This window comes from Tepidibacter aestuarii, assembly GCF_934924865.1.
GTDB lineage: Bacteria > Bacillota > Clostridia > Peptostreptococcales > Peptostreptococcaceae > Tepidibacter_A > Tepidibacter_A aestuarii.
The window spans coordinates 3,580,300-3,603,479 of the sequence record NZ_OW235315.1 but is presented as its reverse complement, the minus strand read 5'-3'; the positions used below and the strand labels follow the sequence as shown (position 1 = coordinate 3,603,479).

Annotated in this window: 25 protein-coding genes; 10 read left to right on the top strand and 15 right to left on the bottom strand. The window is 27.9% G+C overall.

The window, feature by feature from the left end; all coding sequences use genetic code 11:
- Positions 1–9: 9 nt before the first annotated feature.
- The 3 genes from M2214_RS17795 to M2214_RS17785 all read right to left on the bottom strand — a co-directional run bounded on the left by M2214_RS17795 (position 10) and on the right by M2214_RS17785 (position 2,229).
- Positions 10–894: a DMT family transporter gene (locus tag M2214_RS17795; RefSeq protein ID WP_248481323.1), complete on the bottom strand. Its 885-nt coding sequence runs from the start codon at positions 892–894 to the stop codon at positions 10–12.
- 94 nt (positions 895–988) lie between these two features.
- Positions 989–1,723, bottom strand: a complete 735-nt coding sequence (locus M2214_RS17790) for a helix-turn-helix domain-containing protein (protein ID WP_248481312.1) — start codon at positions 1,721–1,723, stop codon at positions 989–991.
- 62 nt (positions 1,724–1,785) lie between these two features.
- The gene (locus M2214_RS17785; protein ID WP_248481310.1) at positions 1,786–2,229 is read right to left on the bottom strand and encodes an NUDIX domain-containing protein; all 444 of its coding nucleotides are present in this window, start codon (positions 2,227–2,229) and stop codon (positions 1,786–1,788) included.
- Positions 2,230–2,554: 325 nt separating this feature from the next.
- Here M2214_RS17785 and M2214_RS17780 point away from each other — a divergent pair, with 325 nt between their 5' ends.
- Complete coding sequence (locus M2214_RS17780; protein WP_248481308.1) at positions 2,555–3,001, top strand: Hsp20/alpha crystallin family protein; 447 nt, start codon at positions 2,555–2,557, stop codon at positions 2,999–3,001.
- A 101-nt stretch (positions 3,002–3,102) separates the two neighbouring features.
- On the opposite strand, the gene M2214_RS17775 is transcribed toward M2214_RS17780, so the two are convergent.
- From M2214_RS17775 to M2214_RS17765, 3 genes are all read right to left on the bottom strand, one after another.
- Positions 3,103–3,792 carry a YjjG family noncanonical pyrimidine nucleotidase gene (locus tag M2214_RS17775; RefSeq protein WP_248481306.1) on the bottom strand — a complete coding sequence of 230 codons (690 nt, stop codon included), beginning with the start codon at positions 3,790–3,792 and terminating at the stop codon, positions 3,103–3,105.
- Between the two features lie 93 nt (positions 3,793–3,885).
- Positions 3,886–4,341 (bottom strand): DMT family transporter, encoded by a 456-nt coding sequence (locus M2214_RS17770; RefSeq protein ID WP_248481304.1) that lies wholly within the window; start codon positions 4,339–4,341, stop codon positions 3,886–3,888.
- A gap of 11 nt (positions 4,342–4,352) precedes the next feature.
- Positions 4,353–4,775 (bottom strand): DMT family transporter, encoded by a 423-nt coding sequence (locus M2214_RS17765; RefSeq protein ID WP_248481302.1) that lies wholly within the window; start codon positions 4,773–4,775, stop codon positions 4,353–4,355.
- Between the two features lie 94 nt (positions 4,776–4,869).
- On the opposite strand from M2214_RS17765, the gene M2214_RS17760 reads away from it, so the two are divergent.
- Complete coding sequence (locus M2214_RS17760; protein ID WP_248481301.1) at positions 4,870–5,559, top strand: Crp/Fnr family transcriptional regulator; 690 nt, start codon at positions 4,870–4,872, stop codon at positions 5,557–5,559.
- A gap of 74 nt (positions 5,560–5,633) precedes the next feature.
- Here the strand turns inward: M2214_RS17760 and M2214_RS17755 are convergent, their stop codons facing one another.
- Together M2214_RS17755 and M2214_RS17750 are read right to left on the bottom strand one after the other, a co-directional pair.
- Positions 5,634–5,975 carry a zinc ribbon domain-containing protein YjdM gene (locus M2214_RS17755; protein WP_248481299.1) on the bottom strand — a complete coding sequence of 114 codons (342 nt, stop codon included), beginning with the start codon at positions 5,973–5,975 and terminating at the stop codon, positions 5,634–5,636.
- Between the two features lie 206 nt (positions 5,976–6,181).
- Positions 6,182–7,843, bottom strand: a complete 1,662-nt coding sequence (locus M2214_RS17750; protein ID WP_248481297.1) for a sigma-54 interaction domain-containing protein — start codon at positions 7,841–7,843, stop codon at positions 6,182–6,184.
- Between the two features lie 311 nt (positions 7,844–8,154).
- Between M2214_RS17750 and M2214_RS17745 the strand changes: the two genes are divergently transcribed.
- The 3 genes from M2214_RS17745 to M2214_RS17735 are packed head-to-tail and all read left to right on the top strand — an operon-like array spanning position 8,155 to position 12,294.
- Positions 8,155–9,714, top strand: coding sequence for a BCCT family transporter (locus tag M2214_RS17745; RefSeq protein ID WP_248481295.1), 1,560 nt, complete (start codon positions 8,155–8,157; stop codon positions 9,712–9,714).
- Positions 9,715–9,756: 42 nt separating this feature from the next.
- Entirely contained in the window at positions 9,757–10,713 is a 957-nt protein-coding gene (locus M2214_RS17740; protein WP_248481287.1) for a 4Fe-4S dicluster-binding protein, read from the top strand.
- 36 nt (positions 10,714–10,749) lie between these two features.
- On the top strand, positions 10,750–12,294 hold the full coding sequence (locus M2214_RS17735; protein WP_248481285.1) for an HAL/PAL/TAL family ammonia-lyase: 1,545 nt from the start codon (positions 10,750–10,752) through the stop codon (positions 12,292–12,294).
- 116 nt (positions 12,295–12,410) lie between these two features.
- Here M2214_RS17735 and M2214_RS17730 read toward each other — a convergent pair whose 3' ends face one another.
- Both M2214_RS17730 and M2214_RS17725 read right to left on the bottom strand, forming a co-directional pair.
- Positions 12,411–14,345 (bottom strand): FUSC family protein, encoded by a 1,935-nt coding sequence (locus M2214_RS17730; protein ID WP_248481283.1) that lies wholly within the window; start codon positions 14,343–14,345, stop codon positions 12,411–12,413.
- Between the two features lie 20 nt (positions 14,346–14,365).
- Positions 14,366–15,298: an MBL fold metallo-hydrolase gene (locus M2214_RS17725; RefSeq protein WP_248481276.1), complete on the bottom strand. Its 933-nt coding sequence runs from the start codon at positions 15,296–15,298 to the stop codon at positions 14,366–14,368.
- 374 nt (positions 15,299–15,672) lie between these two features.
- On the opposite strand from M2214_RS17725, the gene M2214_RS17720 reads away from it, so the two are divergent.
- Genes M2214_RS17720 through M2214_RS17710 form a run of 3 tightly spaced genes read left to right on the top strand, consistent with a single transcriptional unit; the run spans position 15,673 to position 16,653 of the window.
- A complete protein-coding gene (locus tag M2214_RS17720) occupies positions 15,673–16,161 on the top strand; it encodes a DUF2975 domain-containing protein (protein WP_248481274.1) in 489 nt (162 codons plus the stop codon).
- A 14-nt stretch (positions 16,162–16,175) separates the two neighbouring features.
- Positions 16,176–16,400 (top strand): helix-turn-helix domain-containing protein, encoded by a 225-nt coding sequence (locus M2214_RS17715; RefSeq protein ID WP_248481272.1) that lies wholly within the window; start codon positions 16,176–16,178, stop codon positions 16,398–16,400.
- A 34-nt stretch (positions 16,401–16,434) separates the two neighbouring features.
- On the top strand, positions 16,435–16,653 hold the full coding sequence (locus M2214_RS17710; RefSeq protein WP_248481271.1) for a DUF3955 domain-containing protein: 219 nt from the start codon (positions 16,435–16,437) through the stop codon (positions 16,651–16,653).
- 490 nt (positions 16,654–17,143) lie between these two features.
- On the opposite strand, the gene M2214_RS17705 is transcribed toward M2214_RS17710, so the two are convergent.
- The gene (locus M2214_RS17705; RefSeq protein ID WP_248481269.1) at positions 17,144–17,638 is read right to left on the bottom strand and encodes a MarR family winged helix-turn-helix transcriptional regulator; all 495 of its coding nucleotides are present in this window, start codon (positions 17,636–17,638) and stop codon (positions 17,144–17,146) included.
- Between the two features lie 222 nt (positions 17,639–17,860).
- Here M2214_RS17705 and M2214_RS17700 point away from each other — a divergent pair, with 222 nt between their 5' ends.
- Both M2214_RS17700 and M2214_RS17695 read left to right on the top strand, forming a co-directional pair.
- Positions 17,861–18,736, top strand: coding sequence for a DMT family transporter (locus tag M2214_RS17700; protein WP_248481267.1), 876 nt, complete (start codon positions 17,861–17,863; stop codon positions 18,734–18,736).
- Between the two features lie 519 nt (positions 18,737–19,255).
- Positions 19,256–20,287 (top strand): sulfurtransferase, encoded by a 1,032-nt coding sequence (locus tag M2214_RS17695; RefSeq protein ID WP_248481266.1) that lies wholly within the window; start codon positions 19,256–19,258, stop codon positions 20,285–20,287.
- A 76-nt stretch (positions 20,288–20,363) separates the two neighbouring features.
- Here M2214_RS17695 and M2214_RS17690 read toward each other — a convergent pair whose 3' ends face one another.
- The 4 genes from M2214_RS17690 to M2214_RS17675 all read right to left on the bottom strand — a co-directional run bounded on the left by M2214_RS17690 (position 20,364) and on the right by M2214_RS17675 (position 23,016).
- On the bottom strand, positions 20,364–20,795 hold the full coding sequence (locus M2214_RS17690; protein WP_248481264.1) for a hypothetical protein: 432 nt from the start codon (positions 20,793–20,795) through the stop codon (positions 20,364–20,366).
- Positions 20,796–21,128: 333 nt separating this feature from the next.
- Positions 21,129–21,572 carry a DUF523 domain-containing protein gene (locus tag M2214_RS17685; protein WP_248481263.1) on the bottom strand — a complete coding sequence of 148 codons (444 nt, stop codon included), beginning with the start codon at positions 21,570–21,572 and terminating at the stop codon, positions 21,129–21,131.
- 255 nt (positions 21,573–21,827) lie between these two features.
- Positions 21,828–22,292 carry a pyridoxamine 5'-phosphate oxidase family protein gene (locus tag M2214_RS17680; protein ID WP_248481255.1) on the bottom strand — a complete coding sequence of 155 codons (465 nt, stop codon included), beginning with the start codon at positions 22,290–22,292 and terminating at the stop codon, positions 21,828–21,830.
- A gap of 187 nt (positions 22,293–22,479) precedes the next feature.
- A complete protein-coding gene (locus M2214_RS17675) occupies positions 22,480–23,016 on the bottom strand; it encodes a DUF4865 family protein (protein WP_248481253.1) in 537 nt (178 codons plus the stop codon).
- Between the last annotated feature and the right edge of the window lie 164 nt (positions 23,017–23,180).

The following is a 23,180-nucleotide window of genomic DNA, read 5'->3' as shown; positions in this document are numbered from 1 at the left end:
ACAATTTTCTTATTCTTTATTTTCATCATTTATCTTTTCAGAATAAGAATTTACAATTAGTCCACAGAATAAAAGTAAAACACCTATTATAGAAATAACTGTTAGTTTTTCATTAAAAACCACAACTCCAAGTATAGCTGCTGTAAGTGGTTCTGCTAGTGTTAAGGTAACCGCTTCAGGAGTTGATATATTAATAAGCCCATATGCAAATAGGGTATACGCTAAAGCTGTTGTCACTATTCCCAAATGTAGTGTTACCATAATTCCACGTGTTGTTACTGCCCAACTTAAGTCATTCATAAATAAAATTGGCGATAACATAGCTGCACTTATCAAAAATACCAATCCATTAACTGAATCTCTCGGTGAATCTAGAAATAATTTTTGAGATACCCTTACATATACTGCATACGATAACCCCGCGCCTAATGATAAAATTGAACCAAATATATTCATATTCATAGAATCTTGCCCACTAAAAAGCAAAACGCATCCAACAATAGATACTATGGTGGCTATAATCCATCTTCTACTAAGATTCTTCCCCATAAAATATTCAATAATACCTGAGAAAACAGGTGCACTTCCTATTGCTAAAACAGTACCAAGTGCAACACCTGTTCTTGATACCCCAGAAAAGAAAAGTGGTTGATAAAAAGCCATACATATAGATGCCATTAGTAGTAATTTTTTATTTAGTTCTAGTTTAGTTTTAAATGAACCCTTTATTATTGCCATAAAAAACAAAACGGTTCCACCTATTGCCATACGAATTGCACCAATTACAATTGGGTTCGCATTTTCTGGAGCAAAAGCCTGTGCAGAACCTGTTGTTCCCCATAATATCGCTGCCATTAGTACTAATAACTGTCCTGTTATATTAGACTGTTTCATAACTTTCTCCTCCTAAAATATTTACATAGATTACAAACTTTGAAATATAAGTTCTTATAATTATAATAAAATATATAGGAATAAAATTCTTTTCTTAAACTGGGGATATTTTACCCATTTCTCGGTATATTTTTCGATAATCACTTGGTGATATAGATTCATGATTTTTAAATAATCTCGTGAGTGATGACTGTTGCTCATATCCAACAAGTTGCGAAATCATAAGTAAACTTAATTCTGTACCCACTAAATATTCTTTAGCTTTTTCTAGTCTTAGTTTTTGAATATATGCATTTGGTGTCATACCAGTTTTTTTGTTGAACCATTCAATATAGTAAGATATATTAAAATTTTCAATTGCTGCCAATTCTTGAAGTGATATAGGTTTCTCAAGATTTTTATGGATATACTGTATAGAAATTGGTTTTAATTCCTCTGTTAGAAAACTACATGCATAGTTTACTAAATCTCCTAAACCTCTTTTGTTTGACCTTTGTGTTTCTTCTTGCAAAAGATATCTTATAGCTTTCCATCTATCATCAATAACCTGATGCAGTTCATGTTTAAATATATCTCTTGATGGAGCTAGGTTGATTTTTCTTGGAATATCAAGTACTAAAAACTTATTTATATTATCAGAGTGGAACGAATGAGAACATTTAGGTGGAAGAAAAAACAAATGTTTTTCATCTAAGTTTAGTTCATGATTATCTGTTTTTATAGATAAACTGCCCTGTAGTGGCAGTATCAACTGAGCATACAAATGATTATGTGTATAAGATATTTGTGTATAAGTCCTTGTTTCGCATAATAAACTATTTGATTCCATAGTCCTCCTCCTGTTCTCATATTTTTCTCAAGATCCATTTATTTTGATTTCTTTGTCATCACTTAATAATTATAAAATATGTCTACATTATTTATTGCTTGTTTCTTATTCTTCAATTTAAGCAATAACTCCTTTACAAATCCACCTAAATCATAATTCTCAATTTCTTCTAAATCTACCCATTCATAAGCATCTGCCTCATCATTTAACTGGACATTGATTGAGTCTGTTTTGCATTGATAATCAATGAATATGAAATGTTTTTTCTCATGGAATGTATCACTATATACACTTTCTTTCAAACTAATTAGTTTAATATCATATATATGTAGTCCAGTTTCTTCTAATATTTCTCTTTTTAAAGCATCTTCCATTTTCTCACCTAGTTCAATATGTCCACCAGGTATCACATACTGGTCATTCCATTTATTTGATTTGCAAAGAAGGATTTTTCCCTCTGGATTGAAAATCACAGCGCCAACAGTAGGTTCTGGATATTTGTTCATATTTTCACTCCTATTCATTTTCTCTTACCCATTTGTGCATCGTATCTAATATTGGCATGATTACCTCATAACTACCATTTTAGATAGTATATACCTAAAAAGTACATGCTTTTTTAATTATATTATATGGATATAAAATAATATATACAAGATAAGTATAAAATACAAATAAACCACTTTATATTAATTAAATTATTTTTATTTATTATTATAATTTTTTATTTCCTCTTGACAAATTAATTTGGTATTTTTATAATATAGTTAAATTAGCACTCACTTAATCAGAGTGCTAGCAAATAAAATTGAATTTAAAGGAGGAATTAATATGTTTGGATTAACACCTTTTAATCGTAATTCTGTTCAAAAAAGAAATGGTAATTTTGTTGATTTCTATAACATAATTGATGACTTTTTTAATGATGCTTATTTTCCAGTAAGAAATCTTCAAGATGATACATTTAAAATGGATGTCAAGGAAACTAGTAAAGAATATTTGATTGAAGCTGAAGTTCCTGGATTAAAAAAAGAAGAAATAAATGTAGATTATAATGACAATAGACTATTAATATCTGTTCAAAAAGATGAACAAATCAACGAAGAAAAAGGTAACTATATTCACAAAGAAAGAAGATCAAGTGAGATGAGAAGATCTGTCTATTTAAAAGATGTTAAAAGAGATAGTATAACTGCAAAACTTGAAAATGGTATTCTTAAAATTACCGCCCCCAAAACAGAAATTATTGAAAATAGATATAAAATAGAAATTGAGTAAGAGTATGTTTTAATTTATTTATATAAATATATAAAATAAGGCTATTGGAAAATTCCAATAGCCTTATTTTATGAAATCTACTACTAAATACGAATTAGTATCTATTGTTCAAGTATATCCTTAAGCTCTATTAAATTAGAAATCTCATAAGTAGGTTTTATTTTAGTTTTATTTATAACCTTATTAGGATTAAACCAACATGTATCTATACCGAAATTTATTCCTCCTTGTATATCAGATGTTAAACTATCTCCTACTATTAAAACCTTGCTCTTATCAGTATGCTTTATATTGTTTAAAGCATGTTCAAATATTTTCGGATCAGGCTTTGATACCTCAACCTCCTCTGATACTACTATATCCTCAAAGTATTTTGCTATAATAGATTTCCTTATTCTATTATCTTGGACATCTTTAAGACCGTTGGTTATTATAGTAAGTCTATAATCTTTATTCAGACTTTCTACAAGGTCTATGCTATCATCATATAAAAATGATCCAAAAGATAAATGTTTCATATATGATTTAGCAAATTCAAATTCATTAAATTCAACTTTTAATTTATCTGATAGTCTTTTAAACCTTTCAGCTTTTAATTTTTTCTGAGTAATAAGTCCATCCTCAAGCTCTTTCCATATAGCCGTATTTATTTCCTTATATACTTTTAAATGATGATTTTCATCATATTCTATATCAAATTCTAGTATAGTATTTTTAAGAGCCTCTCTCTCAGATTTCTTAAAATCAAATAAAGTCTCATCTGCATCAAATATTATAATCTCGTACTTCATAATAAGCCTCCTAATATAGTTAGTTTTTTAATCATAGCATTAAAATTTTTTATAGTTTTTATCTTTTTGAATAATTTAACACGCTTTAACATTCTAGCTTAATCTAAGATTCCCTAGTTCATAATTGTTATCAGCTTTTGCATTCAATATAAGTCCTATAAGAAATATAGCTCCACCGATTACCTTCCCTTTAGAAAAAATATCCAAGTATATATAATCTATAATAGCACTTGTAAGTATTTGTCCTATAAATCGAAGTATAACTATATAAACCGCTGGTATTTTAGGAACTATAATATTAGACATATATGTTGTTAAAACTCCTATAAAACCTCCTATAAAATATGGTAGTGGAATAGATTTTATATTCAAGAAAGATGGGATAGACTCCATCATAATACCACACAATATAATAGAAGATATTATACCCATTAAATAGTTTATAATAACTCCATTTATCATGCCTTCTCTTTTAGCAAGCTTTCCATTTAACATCATATTTATAACTATTGTTATTCCAGCTAGAAACGATAATAATATATATATCATCTTACTCCTCCTTACATAATAATCATAACTATTATTCCAAGTGAGATTATCGAAAATCCTAATATTTTTTCTTTCTTAATCCTATTGACTGGCATTCCAAACAATCCAAAATGCTCCACGAAACTAGACATTACAAGTTGACCAAATAAACTCACTCCTATAGCAAGTGTTATTCCTATTTGAGGTATACTTATATTGTTTAAAAGTATAGTTATAACACCTAATATTCCTGGTAAGAAAAGTATAAGCGGTACTTCCTTTATATTTGGAAGTCTATTTTTCTTTATTATAGATATAGTTATAATAAATATAAATGCTATTACATTAAATATTAAAGTACTCATATAAGGTCCTGTTATATTCGCTAGCATGCCATTAAAAAAAACCATTATAGCAAGTATAACGCCATTTATAATAGCTAAGTTTTTATACATATATAACGTCCTCCTTTGCTTTACAATAATTTATAAATATGATAACTTATTTATATTAATCGATACATGACATATGTCATTTTTAGGAGGTTTTATGAAAAAAATTTTAAATAATGACCTTTTAAACAATTATATTACTAAGCATAATTTAGAAACTATATTTGATGAAGATTTATTAAAACACGCTCAACTTCATTTTTATCTAAAAGGGGAATATATATTAAATACAGACTTTAATCTTGAATACTACTACTTAATTGTCGATGGAAAAACAACAGTATCTTACCTTTTAGAAAACGGTAAATCTATACTTTTAAAGTTTTATGATGCATTCAATACTTTAGGTGATATAGAACTTTTAAAAAATATTCCTATATGCTGCGACGTCCAAGCAATAGAAGATTCACATTTGATAGCAATCCCGGTAGATATAATCAAAAACGAATATTTTCACAATACAAAATTTTTACACCATCTAATAGATTCTTTAAGCGAAAAGCTTTACGCAACCTTAAATAATAGTTCATACAATCTTACCTATCCCCTTATAAATAGACTATCTAGCTATTTGGTTGAGTATATTACTGATAAAAATCATATAATTTTAAGTTCATCATTTAATGAAATTGCTCAATTTTTGGGAACAACTTATAGGCATTTAAATAGAACTTTCAAAGAGCTTGAATCAAGGTCAATTATAAAATGCGAAAATAAAACAATATATATATTAGACAGGGATAGACTTCTAGAATTATCTAAAAATGATTATATAAAATCACTTTAATGCTAAAAAAGTTAACGCATATAAAAAAATCCTACCATTCCTTGTGAATCAAGGAAAAGTAGGACTTTATATATTTATGCCTTTTTAACAACACTAGACTTTAATTTCATAGCTCCAAAACCATCAATTTTGCAATCAATATCATGTCCATCAGATGGATTATGAATTAAACGTATATTTTTTACTTTTGTACCTATCTTTATACTTGATGAACTTCCTTTTACTTTAAGGTCTCTGATTACTGTTACAGAATCACCATCGTTTAAGATATTTCCATTTGCATCTTTAATAACATTTATATCTTCAGTTTCTGATTCTAAAGTCCATTCATGAGCACATTCTGGACAAACAAGAAGACTTCCATCTTCATAAGTATATTCTGAATTACATTTTGGGCAATTTGGTAGACTCATCATAATTTCATTTCCTCCATTCGTTATCCTTAGTTTTAATATATAAAAATAATTTTAATTTATTTTTGTAAAAAACATATATCAGTTTCTTATCGGATTATATAGTATCATAGTCTTGTCATATTGACAAGCTTACTCCAGGCTCTCCTTATAAGTTCCTTTATAATGTATATAGTTCATATTTTTTTAAATCTGAATTATTAATTTAATTATTTAACCTTTTTTCTTTCTATAACTTCCATTAGATTATGTTTCTTTATCCTATACTGTAAGCCTTGTCTATGCAATCCTAATTCTTTAGCAGCCTTTGTAATGTTATAATTGTGCTTTTTTAGAAAGTCTAATATTATATGTTTTTCATATTTATCCATAATATTATTAAGATTAGTATCATCTGATAGTAGCGATCCATGTTTATCATTTTCATAGGAGTTATTATATTTAATAATACTTTGAGGAATGTCTCTTATCGTAATATAAGAATCTTCACATACACTAATGGCATATTCTACAGTGTGTAAAAGTTCTCTAATGTTTCCTGGCCAATCATAAGATTCTAATATTTTAATAACAGAATCACTTGTCTTGAATTTACTTCCATATGAAATCTTATTTATAAAGAAATTATATAAAATAGAAATATCATCTTTTCTTTCTCTTAAGGGAGGTATCGGTATTGTTATAGTATTTATTCTATAATATAAATCAGATCTAATTTTTCCCGATCTAAGCATATATTCCGGTGATTCATTCGTTGAAGAAATTAGTCTTATATCACAAGAAATTTCCTTCGTTCCACCTACTTTCATATATTTTTTTTCTTGAAAAACTCTTAAAAGTTTTGACTGTACGTTAAGACTCATAGAATTTATCTCATCTAAAAATAAAGTTCCTTTATTAGCTTTTTCTAATATTCCTGATTTGTTTGTACTGCCTGTAAAACTTCCCTTTTCTGTTCCAAACAAAATCCCTTCTACCAAACCTTCAGGTATTGCAGCACAATTTAAGGCTATAAATTCATTATCCCGCCTATTACTCGCCCTATGTATGCTTTGTGCAAAAAGTTCTTTTCCTGTACCAGTTTCACCATATATTAAAACAGATGATTCTGTTTTTGCAATACGCTTTGCTAGATTTATAGAGTTTACAAATTTTTCATCATTTCCAACTAAATCATCAAAGCTATAATATATTTTTTTATTGTATGATTTTTGCGTGAGGTTTCCACCTTTTTTCACAAAATCATTTAATAAAGTAAGTTCGTTACAAGCCCTTTGTAAATACTCATTAAATCTTACTATACTAAGACCTCCGACGAATATATTCTCTATAAAAATAGGGTAACCTGAATTAATACTAGATATAGGTTGCTTTGAATAATTACTTACAAAAGTATCGTAGATGTTTAGGATAGGCTTTCTACTTTTTAAAGTTCTGAGTATGCAGCTAGTTTCAGGTGTCAATGAATATACATCTGTAATATGCTTTCCTGTAGTCAATCGTCTATTTAAAAATTCTCCTTTTTCAGCAGCTCTATTAGTAAATTTAATATATCCACTTCTATCTGTAATATGTATTCCTATATTCAATAAATCAAGAATTTCTTTATAATAATTATTTTGATATGCAGCATTTGAAATATGGACAATAAACCCATTATTATTAAGATTATCAATAATTACGTATTTTACAGGCAAATTATTAAACATAGTATTACCTGATTTTAAATTAATATCAATATCTATAAAACTCAATATGCTTTTCCCAATAAATCTAGCATTAATATTATTTTCTGCATCGAGATGTGGCTGTGATATGTCTATTATTCTATAGTTACTATCCAAAATGATTATTATATTATATATTTCCATAAAAATCTCCTTTATAACATCCCTTTATTGTTGTTATATTTTAAATTTTATGACATTTTGATTGTAGGTGCAATATTTTATTTCACTTATTTTTTTATTAATATTAAAGTGTTGCAAAATGCAGTTAAAGTAAATAGCATTAAAAATATGCACGCAATATTTTTTTGCTATATTAATAGATAAACCTTTATATTTTCTCATAAAGAATCCCTTTATTCCGCTAACATAAACAAAATCATCAACTTTTAATGTGGCATAAAATTTGCTTATTGGTAATATTAGTAAAAATATAATATAAGGAGGTTTTTTAAATGAACAAATTCAGGGTTAATATTATTTTAGTTCCAATTATTATATTCAGCATCATAATTGGTTCTAGTATGGTTAATGCCAATGCTACTGCAGAGTTAGTTATGGATGTATATCTTTTTATAGCTAAATATTTTGGTGCATTTATTCAAATTACCTGTTTAATTTTTCTGCTTGGAATTCTTTATTTTGCTTTTTCTAAAACAGGCAATATCAAATTTGGTGGTAAGGATGCAAAACCAGAACTTTCTACTTGGGCCTATTGGACAATTGCACTTTGTGCTGGTATCGGTACAGGTATTATGTTTTGGGGCCCAATTGAACCAATCTATTTTGCTTATAAAGTTCCTCAAGGCGTTAATTTAACCCCTGGAAGTGCAGGGGCTATTCAATTCGCCATGAACAAATCATTTATGCACTGGGCATTTACTCCTTATGCTCTTTATACTCTTTGTGGTATATCCATTGCATATGCCGTATACAATATGAAAATGCCCAATACCGTAAGTAGTGGTATGACTCTATTTTATGGAGAAAAATTTCTTAAAAGTAAGTGGAAAGATGTAGTAGATGTAATAGCTCTTACAGCTATATGTTCTGGTCTTGCAGGCGGTCTTGGTAATGGACTTATTCAGCTAGGCTCAGGAATTGAAATGATCTTTGGTATTCCTTCTGGTCCAATAGTATGGGTTTCTATTGCCGTTATTATTACTACTATATATACTATTTCAAGTATTTCCGGGCTTCATAAGGGTATTAAGTTTTTTTCTGACAAAAATGCGTGGATTTTCATTGCATTTCTATTTGTTGTTATAATTGCAGGTCCTACTAAATATATTATAGATCTTACAACTCAAAGCTTTGTTCACTATATTAATGATTTCTTTGAAGCATCTGTTTTTTTGTCACCTGGCAATACCGATATGTGGCCAGAGTGGTGGGATACTTTCTACCTAGCAGATTGGTTATCATTTGCTCCACTTGTTGGATTATTCCTTGCTCGCATCAGTTATGGACGTACAATAAGAGAGTTTATTCTAATAAACTTAATGGGTCCAGCCTTATTTGGTGTAATATGGTTTGGTACATTCGGTGGATTTACATTGAATCTGCAAGCATCAGGTACATTTGATATGATGCATTACATAAACACATCAGGTTTTGATGGTGTAATGCTTAAACTTGCTGAATTTTTACCTTTAGGTAATATAATACAACCTATCATCATATTTACAGTTATGTTGTCATACGTAACTATGGCAGATTCCATGACATCATCTATATCTATTATGTCACTTAAAGATTCTAGAGTAAAAGAAGCTCCAATTGCTATTAAAATGTTCTGGGGTGCACTTATGGGAGCCTTAGCAGTTATATTTGTTACAGCAGGTGGAATTGATGGAGTTAAGACACTTCTTGCTATCTCCGGATTACCTGTTCTTATAGTTATGATAATGCTTTTTGCAGGAATTTTAAAAAGACTTGTTATTAATAAGAATTACTCAATTGATGAAATAGTTTCTTCTAAAGAAATTTGTTTAAAGAAGGAAGAACAATGTTAGCTTTCGTTCACATTTTTCAATTCCATAGGAGGGAAAAATTAAATGAATGAAAAACTAATTAAATATTTCGGCGTTCCTAAAGAAGCCTATTCTTATATGGATGTTATGCTTTCTAAGGAAGAAATTAATCTTATAGAAAAGATTCAAGATAAAAAATATACTTATGAAGAACTCATAAATTTAATTGAAAAAAACTTTAACTTATCTTCTGAGGAATTTCTTAAAAGTTGCTATAAAAGAGGTGTAATCAATAAAGAAAAATCAAATGAACAAATAGTTTATAAATCATCCAATATCTATACTAGACTTGCATATTTTGCCCAATATGAAGTAGATTTGTGGAAAAGTATACCTGAAGAAGATAGGATCAAACTGGATAAATGGTATGTTGAAAAATATGCACAAGGAGCGATTCCTAGACTTGAGGAAATAAAAAAGAAAACTCGAAAACTAATAGAAAATGCTTACTTTTATACTATTCATGAAACTTTAGAACTCATAGATACAGTTAACCATGAATTATATATAGTTCCATGTAATTGTAAATCTATTTCTCTTAGATGTGATAAGCCTAAAAATGTATGTATCTTATTTGAAAAGAGCATTAATTCAGAATGGGATAGAGGTTGGGGAAAACCAATAACTAAAGCAGAAGCTAAAGAAATTATTATTATGGCCAACAAGAACGGATTAATGCATACTTCAGAAGCAGAACAAGCTATTTGCAATTGTGATGGTTGTTGTTGTTACCCTATTAGGGCATCTCAAATTATTGGAGCTAAAGGAATTTGGCCTCAAAGAAGATATGACATAGTTTGGGATAAAAAAAAATGTATAAATTGCGGTATATGTTCAAAAATATGTAACTTTAATGCTTTTAATAAAGTTAATAAAACTGTTTCTTTTGATGAAAATAAATGTTGGGGTTGTACTATATGCAATGACCATTGTCCTGTAAATGCTATTACATTAAAAAAAATAAAGGACAATCATGAATAAAATATTAATTACTTATAGATATTAGGGGGAGATGCAATGTTAAATCCATCAGATATTGAAAAAGTTATACTGGGAGGTAAACTTACTATAGAAGAAGTTGTTGCAGTTGCAAGATACAATAAGAAAATTGAATTTTCTAAAGAATATATTCGTAGAGTAATAGAATGTAGGAAATTAGTCGACAAATTCTCTGATGAAGAAAGAGTAGTTTATGGAATAACTACAGGACTAGGAGACAACTGTAGAAAGTTTATTAGTAAAGAAGATAGAGAAATTGTTCAAATTAATAATCTTAGATCTCATGCAACCTCTGTAGGAGAACCTCTCAATACAGAATGTGTCAGAGCTATAATGGTTGCTATGATACAACAATTAGGAAGTGGTTATACAGGTATTAGGCTCGAAACTGTAGATAAAATAAGAGAACTATTAAACGCTGGAATTACCCCTTTTGCTCCTAAACATGGATCAGTTGGATATCTTGATATTGAAGCACATATTGCTCTTGTAATAATAGGAGAAGGAAAAGCCTACTATAAAGGTAATTTACTTAGCGGAGCACAAGCTCTTAAAAAAGCAGCTATCGAACCTACTGTTATTAGCAGTAAGGAAGGTCTATCATTAGTATCTGGTACATCTTCTGTAACCGGGCTTACTTCTCTATCAATATATGATGCTATAATTATTGGTAAAACTAATGATATAGCTGCTTCTATGTCACTTGAAGTGTTAAAAGGAACCTTAATGGCAATGGATCAAAGGCTTATGAATGTAAGACCTCATCAAAATCAAAGTGCTACAGCATATAATATTAGAACTATTTTAAATGATAGTGAAATAATAGAAAAATATAAAGACTACAGAGTACAAGATGCGCTATCCCTACGATGTATACCACAACTGCATGGAGCAGCTAAAAAGACTATAGCTGATGGAAAAGTAACCATAGATATTGAATTAAATTCTTCTGTTGATAATCCTCATCTGTTTAGTACAAGTGATGGTGATGGAGTTGCTATAATGGGCTGTAATGCAGATGCTACTTATGTGGGAATGGCTGCAGATACTATCTGTATATCAATATGTAATATGGCTAAAATGTCAGAACGCAGATTAGATAGAATGGTAAATAGATATGTAAGTGAATTGCCGCCATTTTTAAATTCAAACTCGGGGTTAAATAATGGTTTGATGATACCTCAATACACAGCAGCTGGTATTGTTGGTGAGATAAGATTATTAACTCATCCAGCTACTGTTGATAATGTTCCTACTTGTGCATTACAAGAAGATTATGTATCAATGGGCTACAATGCAGCTCTAAAGGCATATAACTGCATGGAACTTGCAAGATATGTAACTGCAATAGAGATAATGAATGCAGTACAAGCGCAAGATTTTTACAATGATTTAAAACCTGCTGCAGCAACTAAAGCAGTATATACTTTAATAAGAGAAAAGGTTGCATTTTTAGAAAATGATAGAAATATGCACCCAGATATGGAGTATATAGCAGATATGATTAAGGAAGGTAATATAATATCTGTAGTTGAAAACCTTGTAGGTAATCTTGAATTTTAAAAGTCATAATTTCCTATTCAGTAAAAACCCCGGCTACATGCTGGGGTTTTTATTCTAAGTATCATGCATTCATTTTCTGAGTTAAAAAAAGTTAAATGTATTTATACAATCTAATCTTACATATGACTCAAATTATCAATAGCTTTTTTACATAATGAATCTATATTTTTAAATCCCGAATATATTTTATACATATTTATTACTATTAATCTTTCTGCGTCACTGTTTGATAAATCAAAAATTTGTTTTGTTTTTTCCTCAAGATCACTCTCATTAATAATCGTTTTAAATTCCTTTGCTAGCGATTTTACCAAATCAACATTATTATCTATGTACTTACTTGTTTTAAATAAAAAAATTATATCAGTGATAAAATCATTTTGTTCGCTTAATAGGTTTTCAATATTATTACATTTTAATTCTTTATTATTATAATTTATTCTTCTCCAAAGATAACTGTTAACAATAAGCATAATTTCTAATTTATTTTTATCTATATTATCAGCCTCTAATTCATTTAAAATTCTTTTATTTAAATCTGTATACTTCATTATAGTGTTTTTAATATCATCTTTTAATTTATAAGGAAAGAACACATTCATTATTATAGCTGTAACAATTGCACCTGCTAAAGTAAAAATTACTCTATATCCAGTTAACAAAAAAACTAAACTATTAGGATTCATTATTTTAATTCCTAATATAGAATTAAATGTTATAAATATGCATTTTATATTATAAGGTGATATAATCATTGATGCATATATAAATATAAATAACAAAATTATCATTAAAGTTACATTGTCATTTATTATTAGATTTATCATATTAAATAAAATAGCTCCTATAATGGTACCTATAACTCTATCCTTAGCTTTTTTATTACTCTGTTCAGCATATGGTAATAGCAACAATGCTATTGTATATATAGCCCATTGTCCTTCGTAGATTTTAAAATAATTTACTATGAAAACAGATATAGAAATTAATATAGATGCTTTTATTGCTAAATTAAATCTTAATGAAGTCATTTTAAAATTGGTCTTTAAACCATAAATATCATCTTTAATTAATTTTAACAATTTAATTCTTTGATTCATATAAATAGATCTAATATCTCCCATATTTTCTATACATTTATAAATCTCTCTTATCGCAGCTTTTAAATTATAGTAATTATACTTCTCTAAATCATCTTCTATTTTATCTATTTCTAGGTTGTTATAATGCTTTCTTAAGTTATCTTTTAATATTTCTAAGCCATCTTCACCTGATATATAGATATTTATATTTTCAAATATTTTTTTTATAATCTCTAATATAAGTTTGTCACTTTCTTTTGTCTTTATAAGAGGAAGAATTGTATTAATTCTTTTTAATAAAACTATTATTATACCTTTTATATAAACACTGTCTAAGTCGTTTTTAGAGTTCTCTATTCTTTCATATAACTTTAGTTCTATATTTTTCAACTTAATATTTACTAATTTACTTTTATCGTTTATTTCTTTACCTTTAAGAATTAAATCGGTCTCTTCTTTCATTAAATTTATAGAATTTATGACCTCTTTATTTATAAACTCATTAAAGTTATACCTAGATAAAATACAGTATAAAGACATTATTACTATTCCTGAAAACGCAAGAGCAACTAACCTTATAGGCATATTGATCAACGGAACTGGAGTGTATATTAAAAGTAAATAGGTCATAATAAATCCAATACTTTTTGATGGCTTAGCATCGTAACTAAATAAATAGTAAATAATAAAACTTGTAAAAAATGTGAAAGTTAATCCTAAAAAATGATTTATACCTGCAATATATGCAAAAACTCCTATAAGAACATTTATTATAGCAAGTAATATAGTAGTAGTTGCTATATCAGAACTATAGTCTTCTCCAAACATACTTGCTGCTGTAATAACTGCCCCTACACCAACTACCAAGTTCTCCCCACCAAATATATAGAATATAATAATAGCTGCTATAGCTATTAAAAATATTTTCATCCTCATTAAAATCAATTTATTTTTTGTATTGATTTTCATCTTAAGTCACACCCTTACAATTATTTTGCTATATATTCCTGTAATCTACTAATTCCTTGAGGACTCTTCTTATATTTAAGTAATCCATCCTCCATAACTAAGTTAATCATTCCTGTTTCATTTAAATATTCAACATATGTCCTTAACATTTTTTCTAGCATGGAATATTTATATATATTTTTCACTCTAATATTCCAATTTTTAATAACATTGCTTACAATGTCTTCCATTGTCATGGTAGAGTCTATCGCCTCATATACCTTTACTGCTCTATTCTTATAGAAATCTATATTATCAGTTATAAGTTTTGTAATATCATTATATATCCCTTTATGTGCAACTATATACTTACTATATTTTAAGTCATAAAGCTTTTTTTTACTTTTCAAGTCCTCATTGAGTATAAATACATATGGTATTTGTGCACACTCCATTACTTCATAGCTTATAAGGGTATCTCCTAAATACACAACATCATCAGGAGTAATAATGCATATATGAGCAGGACTATGTCCTGGTGTATGAAGAATTTTAAATTTAATATCGTGCATATATATACTCTCTTGTTTATCCGAAATTATAATGTCTGTTTTGCAAACCATATGTTCAAAATTATCTGTTACATCTGATAATGTTTGATTACTATAATAAACCTTGAGATTGAGCGTTGAACTGCAAATAAGAGCCTCATATGCTGGCATAGCAACAATACAATTATACTTATTCTTAAAATATGCAATATTTCCTATGTGATCTATATGGGCATGACTACATATTATACCAACTACCTTAAAGTTATTTTTTTGTAGAAGTTTATCTATTTCTTTTCTCTCTTCTCTTGCTAATCCTGAATCCAGCATAATAATTTCTTCATTATTAATCTTATAAAAAGGTATGTAGCTCATTCCAGTATCAATACAAAATGTATTTCCTCTTACTTTTTTTATGTCCATATACTTCCTCCGTATTTTTAAGTTTCTGTCATGTTATTAATAAAACAAATTATCTAATCTATATATTATTAGAAGTAATAATAAAACTAAAGATTAAAAATCTCACTTATACTTCATAATTCAAATCTCTAAATCTAATAATTTTTTCTTCAATCTTAACTACATTAAGTATACTATAATTCCTAACTATAAAAAATATAAGGCAAGTAGAAAGATCTTTTCATTTGAATTTTTGTTAAAATATTGATCTAGTTGCTCTACTTTCCATAAAACTTTAACAATAAATATATATCGATTTTCTTTTGTTTTTTATTGACAAACGATAAATACTTGTATATTATAATATTAAAAACAAAAGAATTGGGGTTGATAAAATGAAAAATAATTTTAATTCTAAAATTTTAAATATGATTGTAATTTTAGGAATATCTATTACATGTATACTTCTTTTAGGAACTGGATTTATTACCACAGCATTTTTTAAAAGTCAGTTTTCTTTAATAGACCATAGTTTAGTAATAAGTGTTACAATTTGTATTTATTTGTGTGCAATTCCATATATTATAGCTTTATTTGGATTGAAAAGGCTTTGCAGTTTAGTAGTAAAAAACAATCCTTTCTCTATGCAAATCGTTAAATCATTAAAAGTTATTTCTATATGCTCTTTTAGTGAGATCATTATTTTTATTGGATGCGTGAACTATTTAAAGCACTCAGTTGAATTTTTTAAATATACTGTTTGGGGAGCTCCCATTATTGCACTAACTATCATTTGTCTAACAATAGGATTTTTATGCCTAGTATTATCACAATTATTTAAGATAGCTATAAAAATTAAGGAAGAAAACGATAAAACAATTTAGAAAGGAATGTTGATATGCCAATTATAGTAAATCTTGATGTAATGATGGCTAAGAGAAAGATTAATTCTACCCAGCTTTCAGAGAAAATGGGAATAACTATGGCTAATCTTTCTATTTTAAAAAATAACAAAGCAAAAGCAGTTCGCTTTTCTACATTAGAAAATTTATGTAAAATCTTAGATTGCCAACCTGGTGATATCTTAGAATATGTAGATGAAGATGATGAAAGATTAAAATAATATATCTATTATATAAATAAAAGGAGAAGTTTCAATGAAAAATTTAATGAAAAAAAATCTTTTAACTTTAATACCATTTATTATAGGGTTCGGTTGTTTCATCGCTTATAATATTATAGGATCTGAAGTGGCTCCAGACGGGACTCTTATAGAACCATTTGGTTTAATCCCTTTGGGTTACTTATTCATATTTATTGGTATAATAGCTAGTATAGTATCATTCTTTAGTAAATACAAAAAATCTTATAAATAAAAGTTTAAATATAGCCTCCTTAGAAAAAATAAATCTTTTTAAGGGGGTTATATTAGTTTTAATGATTTTTTTACAATAGATTTTACAGACTCTTATTTAGTCCATTCTTGTCTATTTTCACTAAATTTTACATCGCCTTCCCTATTTAGCATGACTTTAGTTGCCATTTGGTTTTTTCCCTACCTTAACTAAATCATTAATAGTTTAATTTTAGATTTTTGTTACTCAGATCAAACTATAAGCATAGGGAAATATTAGGTTCCCATGCATTCAACTGTTTTTATTATAATATTTAAAATTAATATTATAAACCATATAGTAAAATAACTGTAATACTTTTTCTAAATCAGTATTTCTAAATTTTCTAATATTCATTTCACCTCATATTTTTGAACAAGATCAGTTATTTACCCATTTTAATATGGATTTTTGGGGGAATAAAAAATCGTTCCTCTGAAATTTATATATCAGGGAACGATAGTTTCTGAATTTATTCTTTTTCAAATTTACAAACAATCTTTTTCAAAATAATATTAAGCATGTCAGCGTCTTCTTTACTTAAACATTCTAGAAGTTTCTCTTCCTCATTTACATGCTCATATATAGCCTCATTAATAATTTTTAGTCCCTTTTCGGTTAGCTTTACATATACAGTTCTTCTATCTGATACATCATTAACCCTCATAACCAATGACTTTTTCTCTAAAGTATCTATTCTATTAGTCATAGCTCCAGATGTAACCATTAGTTGATTATATAGATCTGTTGGCTTTAGCATATATGGTTCTCCTGACCGCCTTAAGGTCGCTAGTACGTCAAACTCTCCACTGTTTAAATTGAATCTCGAAAAATTATTTCCTAAACTCCTTCCTACATGTTTATTTATTCTTTGCAACCTTCCAAAAATAGCCATGGCCGTCGTACTTAAATCGGGAACTTCTTTTCTCCATTGTTCAATTATCATATCCACACTATCTCTATTCATATCTAGATAATACCACCTTAAAACTTTTATATCAATTCTTTAAATCAAATATTCAGCCTTAACACTATTTACTAAAATGAAGTTTAGTAAATATAAACAAAAATTTATCTTAACATTAAAATAGTTGACTTTAAGATAATTTTGAAATACACTGAATTTATCTTAACATTAAGATACTTAATTTTGATATAATTAATGTTATTTAGAGAAAGGAGTTAAATTATGAATAATACAAAAAACATTCTATTAACTATGATAGCTCCTATATTATGGGGCACAACTTATATAATAACTTCTACCCTTATACCAATTGATAAGCCATTTTTCGTTGCTTTAATGCGTGGACTTCCCGTGGGTTCGATTCTTCTTTTATATTATAAACAGTTTCCTAAAGGGGTATGGATTTTAAAATCAATTATTTTAGGCACTCTTAATATAGGTGGTTTTTTTGCCTTCCTATTTATAGCTGCCTATAGATTGCCGGGAGGAATTGCTGCTATATTAGGAAGTGTGCAACCAATATTCTGTATTATTTTAAGCTGGTTGCTTCTTAAAGAAAAACCTAACAAAAAATCGTATATTGCCTCAATCATGACAATTTTGGGTGTAGCACTATTAGTGTTAAAACCAACAGGCTATTTAGATCCTTTAGGTATAGTAGCGGCACTTATTGGTGCTGTTTCTATGGCTTCTGGAGTTGTACTTACAAAATATTGGGGAAGACCTGTAAATAATATTGTTTTTACCTCATGGCAACTTTTTTATGGTAGCCTTATCCTAATACCTATTACTTTTATAGTAGAAGGCGGTATTCCTTCTCTTAATATCACAAATATTTTTGGACTAGTTCTTATTGGAGTATTAAATACAGGATTAGCATATGCACTATGGTTTAATGGAATATCGAAGCTTTCACCTACTCAGGTCACATTTTTAGGACCATTGAGCCCCTTAACAGCTTTTTTATTGGGTTTTATATTCTTAAAACAGACTATAAGTTATATTCAAATAGTTGGTGTATCTATAATATTGACTAGTGTTTATTTTTCTCAACTTAAAACGCCTTCTAAAAAAACTTTACCATCAGTAGAAGGATAAATACTTGTCTAACGATCAACTAAAAAACTATCGTTTCATACTAACCAATAGTTAATATATTGTTAAAAATATGAGCTATTTAAATTAGTCAATCACATTTGTGCAAGTATGATTTATAAGTCGAAATATTAAAAAGCGTAATTAAATCGTAGAAAACTTAAAAACTGGCGTGTTGACCCTATTGTATACTTGAATAGTCAATTAAACATAAAAACCGCCTATACAATAGTACGGTTCATCTTACCATTGTATAGGCGGTTTCTAAATTCTTCCTTGGCTTTCCTACCCTATATAGAAAATCAATAGTGATCTCATGTTCTATTAGATATTTCTATTTGACTAATTATTCATAATACTATAACATATTTATTTGTAATTAGGACTACAAATCTTAAGGTATATCGCTAATATAGATACACTAATCAATTTAGAATGTCTTTTGTAAACTTATACAATCGTTTATTTTGTAGCCTATTTTATGTAAAACATTAAATGAATAATTATGGGGAGAGTGTTTTTGTGAAAAAGAAATTGCTTAGTATTTTTCTTTGTATTATAATGGTTGCTGCATTAACAGCTGGTTGTGCTTCTAAAACAGAAGAACCTAATTCAACAGAAAACAAGTCAGAAACGCCTAGCTCAACAGAAAATAAGTCTGTTGAGACTGTGGAAAAAACAAAAGTATTTGTTTCTGCAGATTGGGTAAAAAGTTTAATTGATGGAAAACAGCCAGAATCAAAAGATTATGTAATCATTGAAGCAGCCTGGGGAACAATGAATGATGATAAAAACTACTTAGAAGCACATGTTCCGGGAGCAGTACATTTGAACACAGATGATATCGAAGAGCCAAACTATTGGAATATAAGAACAGGAGACGAGATCAAAAATGTTATGGCAAATTTAGGTATAACTAAAGATACCACTGTTATCGTTTATGGTGCTGACTCAGGTGCTACAAGAGCTGCATTTGTATGCCTTTGGGCTGGTGTTGAAAATGTAAAAGTAATTGATGGTGGCCTAAAAGCCTGGACAAATGCAGGATATGAAACGAATAAAGGTATAGAAAATGCAAAAGCAACTACAAATGATTTTGGTGTAACAATACCAGCACATCCTGAGTATGTTTTATCTATGCCAGAAGATGTAAAGTCTGAAATGGATAAAAATAACAAATTCAGATTAGTTAGTATAAGAAGCTTAGATGAATTTAAAGGTAAAACAAGTGGATACAGCTATATAGAAAAAGCAGGTGAACCACAAGGTGCAGTATGGGGTCATGATGAAACTGACTACTCAAATGCTGATGGAAGCTTTATTGATTTTGATAAAGCGGTGGCAATGTGGAATGAACAAGGGATTACCGAAAATAATGAAATCGCATTTTACTGTGGTACTGGCTGGAGAGCAAGTATTCCATGGCTGATGGCCTATGAAAACGGATGGAAGAATATAAAATTGTATGATGGCGGCTGGTTCGCATGGCAGATGGATCCGAATAATCCAGTACAAGCTATTACTCCAGAAAAAGCAGCAGCTAAATATAAATAAATAAAGAAATGTCTGATTGCCAAAAGGCTTTCAGACATTTTTTTATTTATTAGAAACCATTAATTTTACTGAGTTTTCAATAATTGTAATCATATTTTTTCAAACATACAATAATTTTTATGTTTTGTATCAATACAATAGTTCCTAGTGTTAGGCTGGTAAAATAATAAGAACGATAACTTTCCGTTGAATAACATAAAGTAAAAAATACAAACACAAGTGTCATTATTCCTTCTATTAATAACATGAGTAAAGCCTTTTTACTCGTAATATAATTATATTTTTTTATTAATGCATATAAAGTAATAATAGCAGACAACATTACTAAAAATGTAATTGAAATATTTCGTAATGTCTCAATAGGATATTTAGCCTCCCATTGATGGTTTATATATACTACATACCTCATCATTCCCATCTTTTTCATAGAAAACATTTGTACCCCATATGCAGAAATCAGAAAAAGTACTTGTAGTATTGTTGATATTCCATAAAAATCTTTCTTCATCATAAATATCTCCTTATCTTTAATTTGATATTAATATTCTACCAAAATTATTCTTAAAATGGTTCACAAAGCTGCTTATTCAATTCAAAAGAATTTAAATCTATTAATGTTTCTATATCCATTTAACATATTCACCTTATAAGTTTCTTACTTATTTGCGAACTCTTAGTACGCTTATTTAAAACTTCATAAACATAATCTCAAGAAAAAATTCAGTTTATATATGGTACGGTTCAGCATGCTTAACTAAATACATGACTTTTTTATTCTTATATATTATCTTTTTTCTATATGAAATTTATCTTATAATTTGAATTTACTAAGCAGTTATGCTTATATTGATAATTTCTCTAACTCATTTTCGGTATATACTTCAATTCCATTTTCCACTAGCAACTCTGCAGTTAAACCGTTTCCTGCTTTAAGTTTCCCATAAAATGTTCCATCATATATAAGACCATACCCACATGATGGACTTCTTGATTGTAATATTGCTTTTTCAATACCAATAGTTTTAGCAATTTCCAAAGTTTTTTGTGCACCTTCAATAAATTCTTTAGTAAAGTCTTGTCCACCTTCACTTACTATTTTTCTATTCCCATCCTCATCAATAATAATTTCAGAACAAGCTCTTGGTATTGGCAATCCTCCTATTATTTCTGGGCAAATAGCAATAGCTTTTCCTTCTCTTACTAATTCTTGTATAGCTTCATTGGTACTATTACTGCCATTATATCTACAATTAACTCCTGCTAAACAAGCGCTCACTAAATACATATTGTTACATCCCTTCTTATTAAGATTTAATATTATTAGAAAATATAAACTACATTAACATATCTACCGATTTCCATTAACTAATCGATATAAAAATTGTATAGCAATTGTAATAAAATTACTATACAATAATCAATTTTATTCTATTTTCATATGTTATACTAAAGTTATAATAAAGAGTGTATCCTTTTTCTATTTATTATACGCTTCAGCGTGGTTACTAAATACATTACTTCAAAGTTCTATGTATAAATATTACTTATTTGATTTCCCAGTCATGTGTTGTATGTTAATTTTCATTATTTTTGTATTTTCTTTTGCCTTATCAATATATTTTTTACCTTCATCTAAAAAATCTTTAGAATATTTATCTATAAGTTGAATTAAGACATTCTCTTTTAAGTTATCTGTTACTTCACTTGCAGTTCCGAAAGCTATAACACTTTTATATTTTGTACTAAATCTACTTGGTAATACTTCTGTATCTGTAACTACACAAAATGATACTTTATTATTTTGTTTTATATTTTCAAGTTTATGACCTTCTTTAGCACAATGGAAATAAATGCACTTGTCGTAGTAAACATAGCTTAAAGGAACAATGTATGGATACCCATTCTCACTTATAGTTGAAAGGGTACCATATTCCCCATATAATAAAATTTCTTCTATTTGTTTATTAAAAATTTCTCTATCTTTTCTTCTCATTTCTTTAAACATAAAATCCCCCTTTAATTTCAATAATATATAAAAACTGTATAGCAATTTATGGTAAATTGCCATACAATTTTATTCTTATCTAAAATATTTATGTTATGCTAAAGTTATAATAAAGAGTGTATTATTTTTCTATTTATAGTACAGTTTTCCGTATCACTACTAAGTGAGGTTTATATTCATATTTTTCTTATGATATATGAAGTATATCATAAACTACCCCTTTTTCTGATTTTACTTTACTTAAATCATCTATAAAATAAAATATATTATATTTCCATTTGTCTGGATTATAAATAACAACATATTCTGCATTATCAATCTTAGGTATATCTTTTTCTATTTTATCTTTTAAATTTTTTAAACTTTCTTGAGGGCTTATCTCTTTTGTCACTTCAAATATATATTTCATATCATTAAAATTGCATGTCGTTGTATCAATTAACGGTATTCCTACATTTACTTGTTGCCATCCAAAAGAAGTTATTATATTATCATAAAATCCATTAAATAAGAATTTATTTAATCCATTGCTGTCTTTCCAAATATATAAAGGACAATAACTATTTTGTAAATTATTGTTTTCTCCTTTTTCTGTTATAAGATACAGCTTGAACTTTAAATCCTCAAATCCATCAGTTTTATACCCATTATTTTTTACTCTATCCTTTATTATATTCATATCATAATTACTTGGTAGTATAATCTTATATTGTGTTGCTATCATTTTAATCATCCTCCTTGTATTCTTCATAACTTATAATAATTACTCTATTAGTTTTTACAATTATAGTTTAACTCCATAAATAAAAATTGTATAATACTTATAAATAATAGCTAATATCACTTTTAGTGATATCACAATATAAAATAATACGTTTGAAAGGTTGT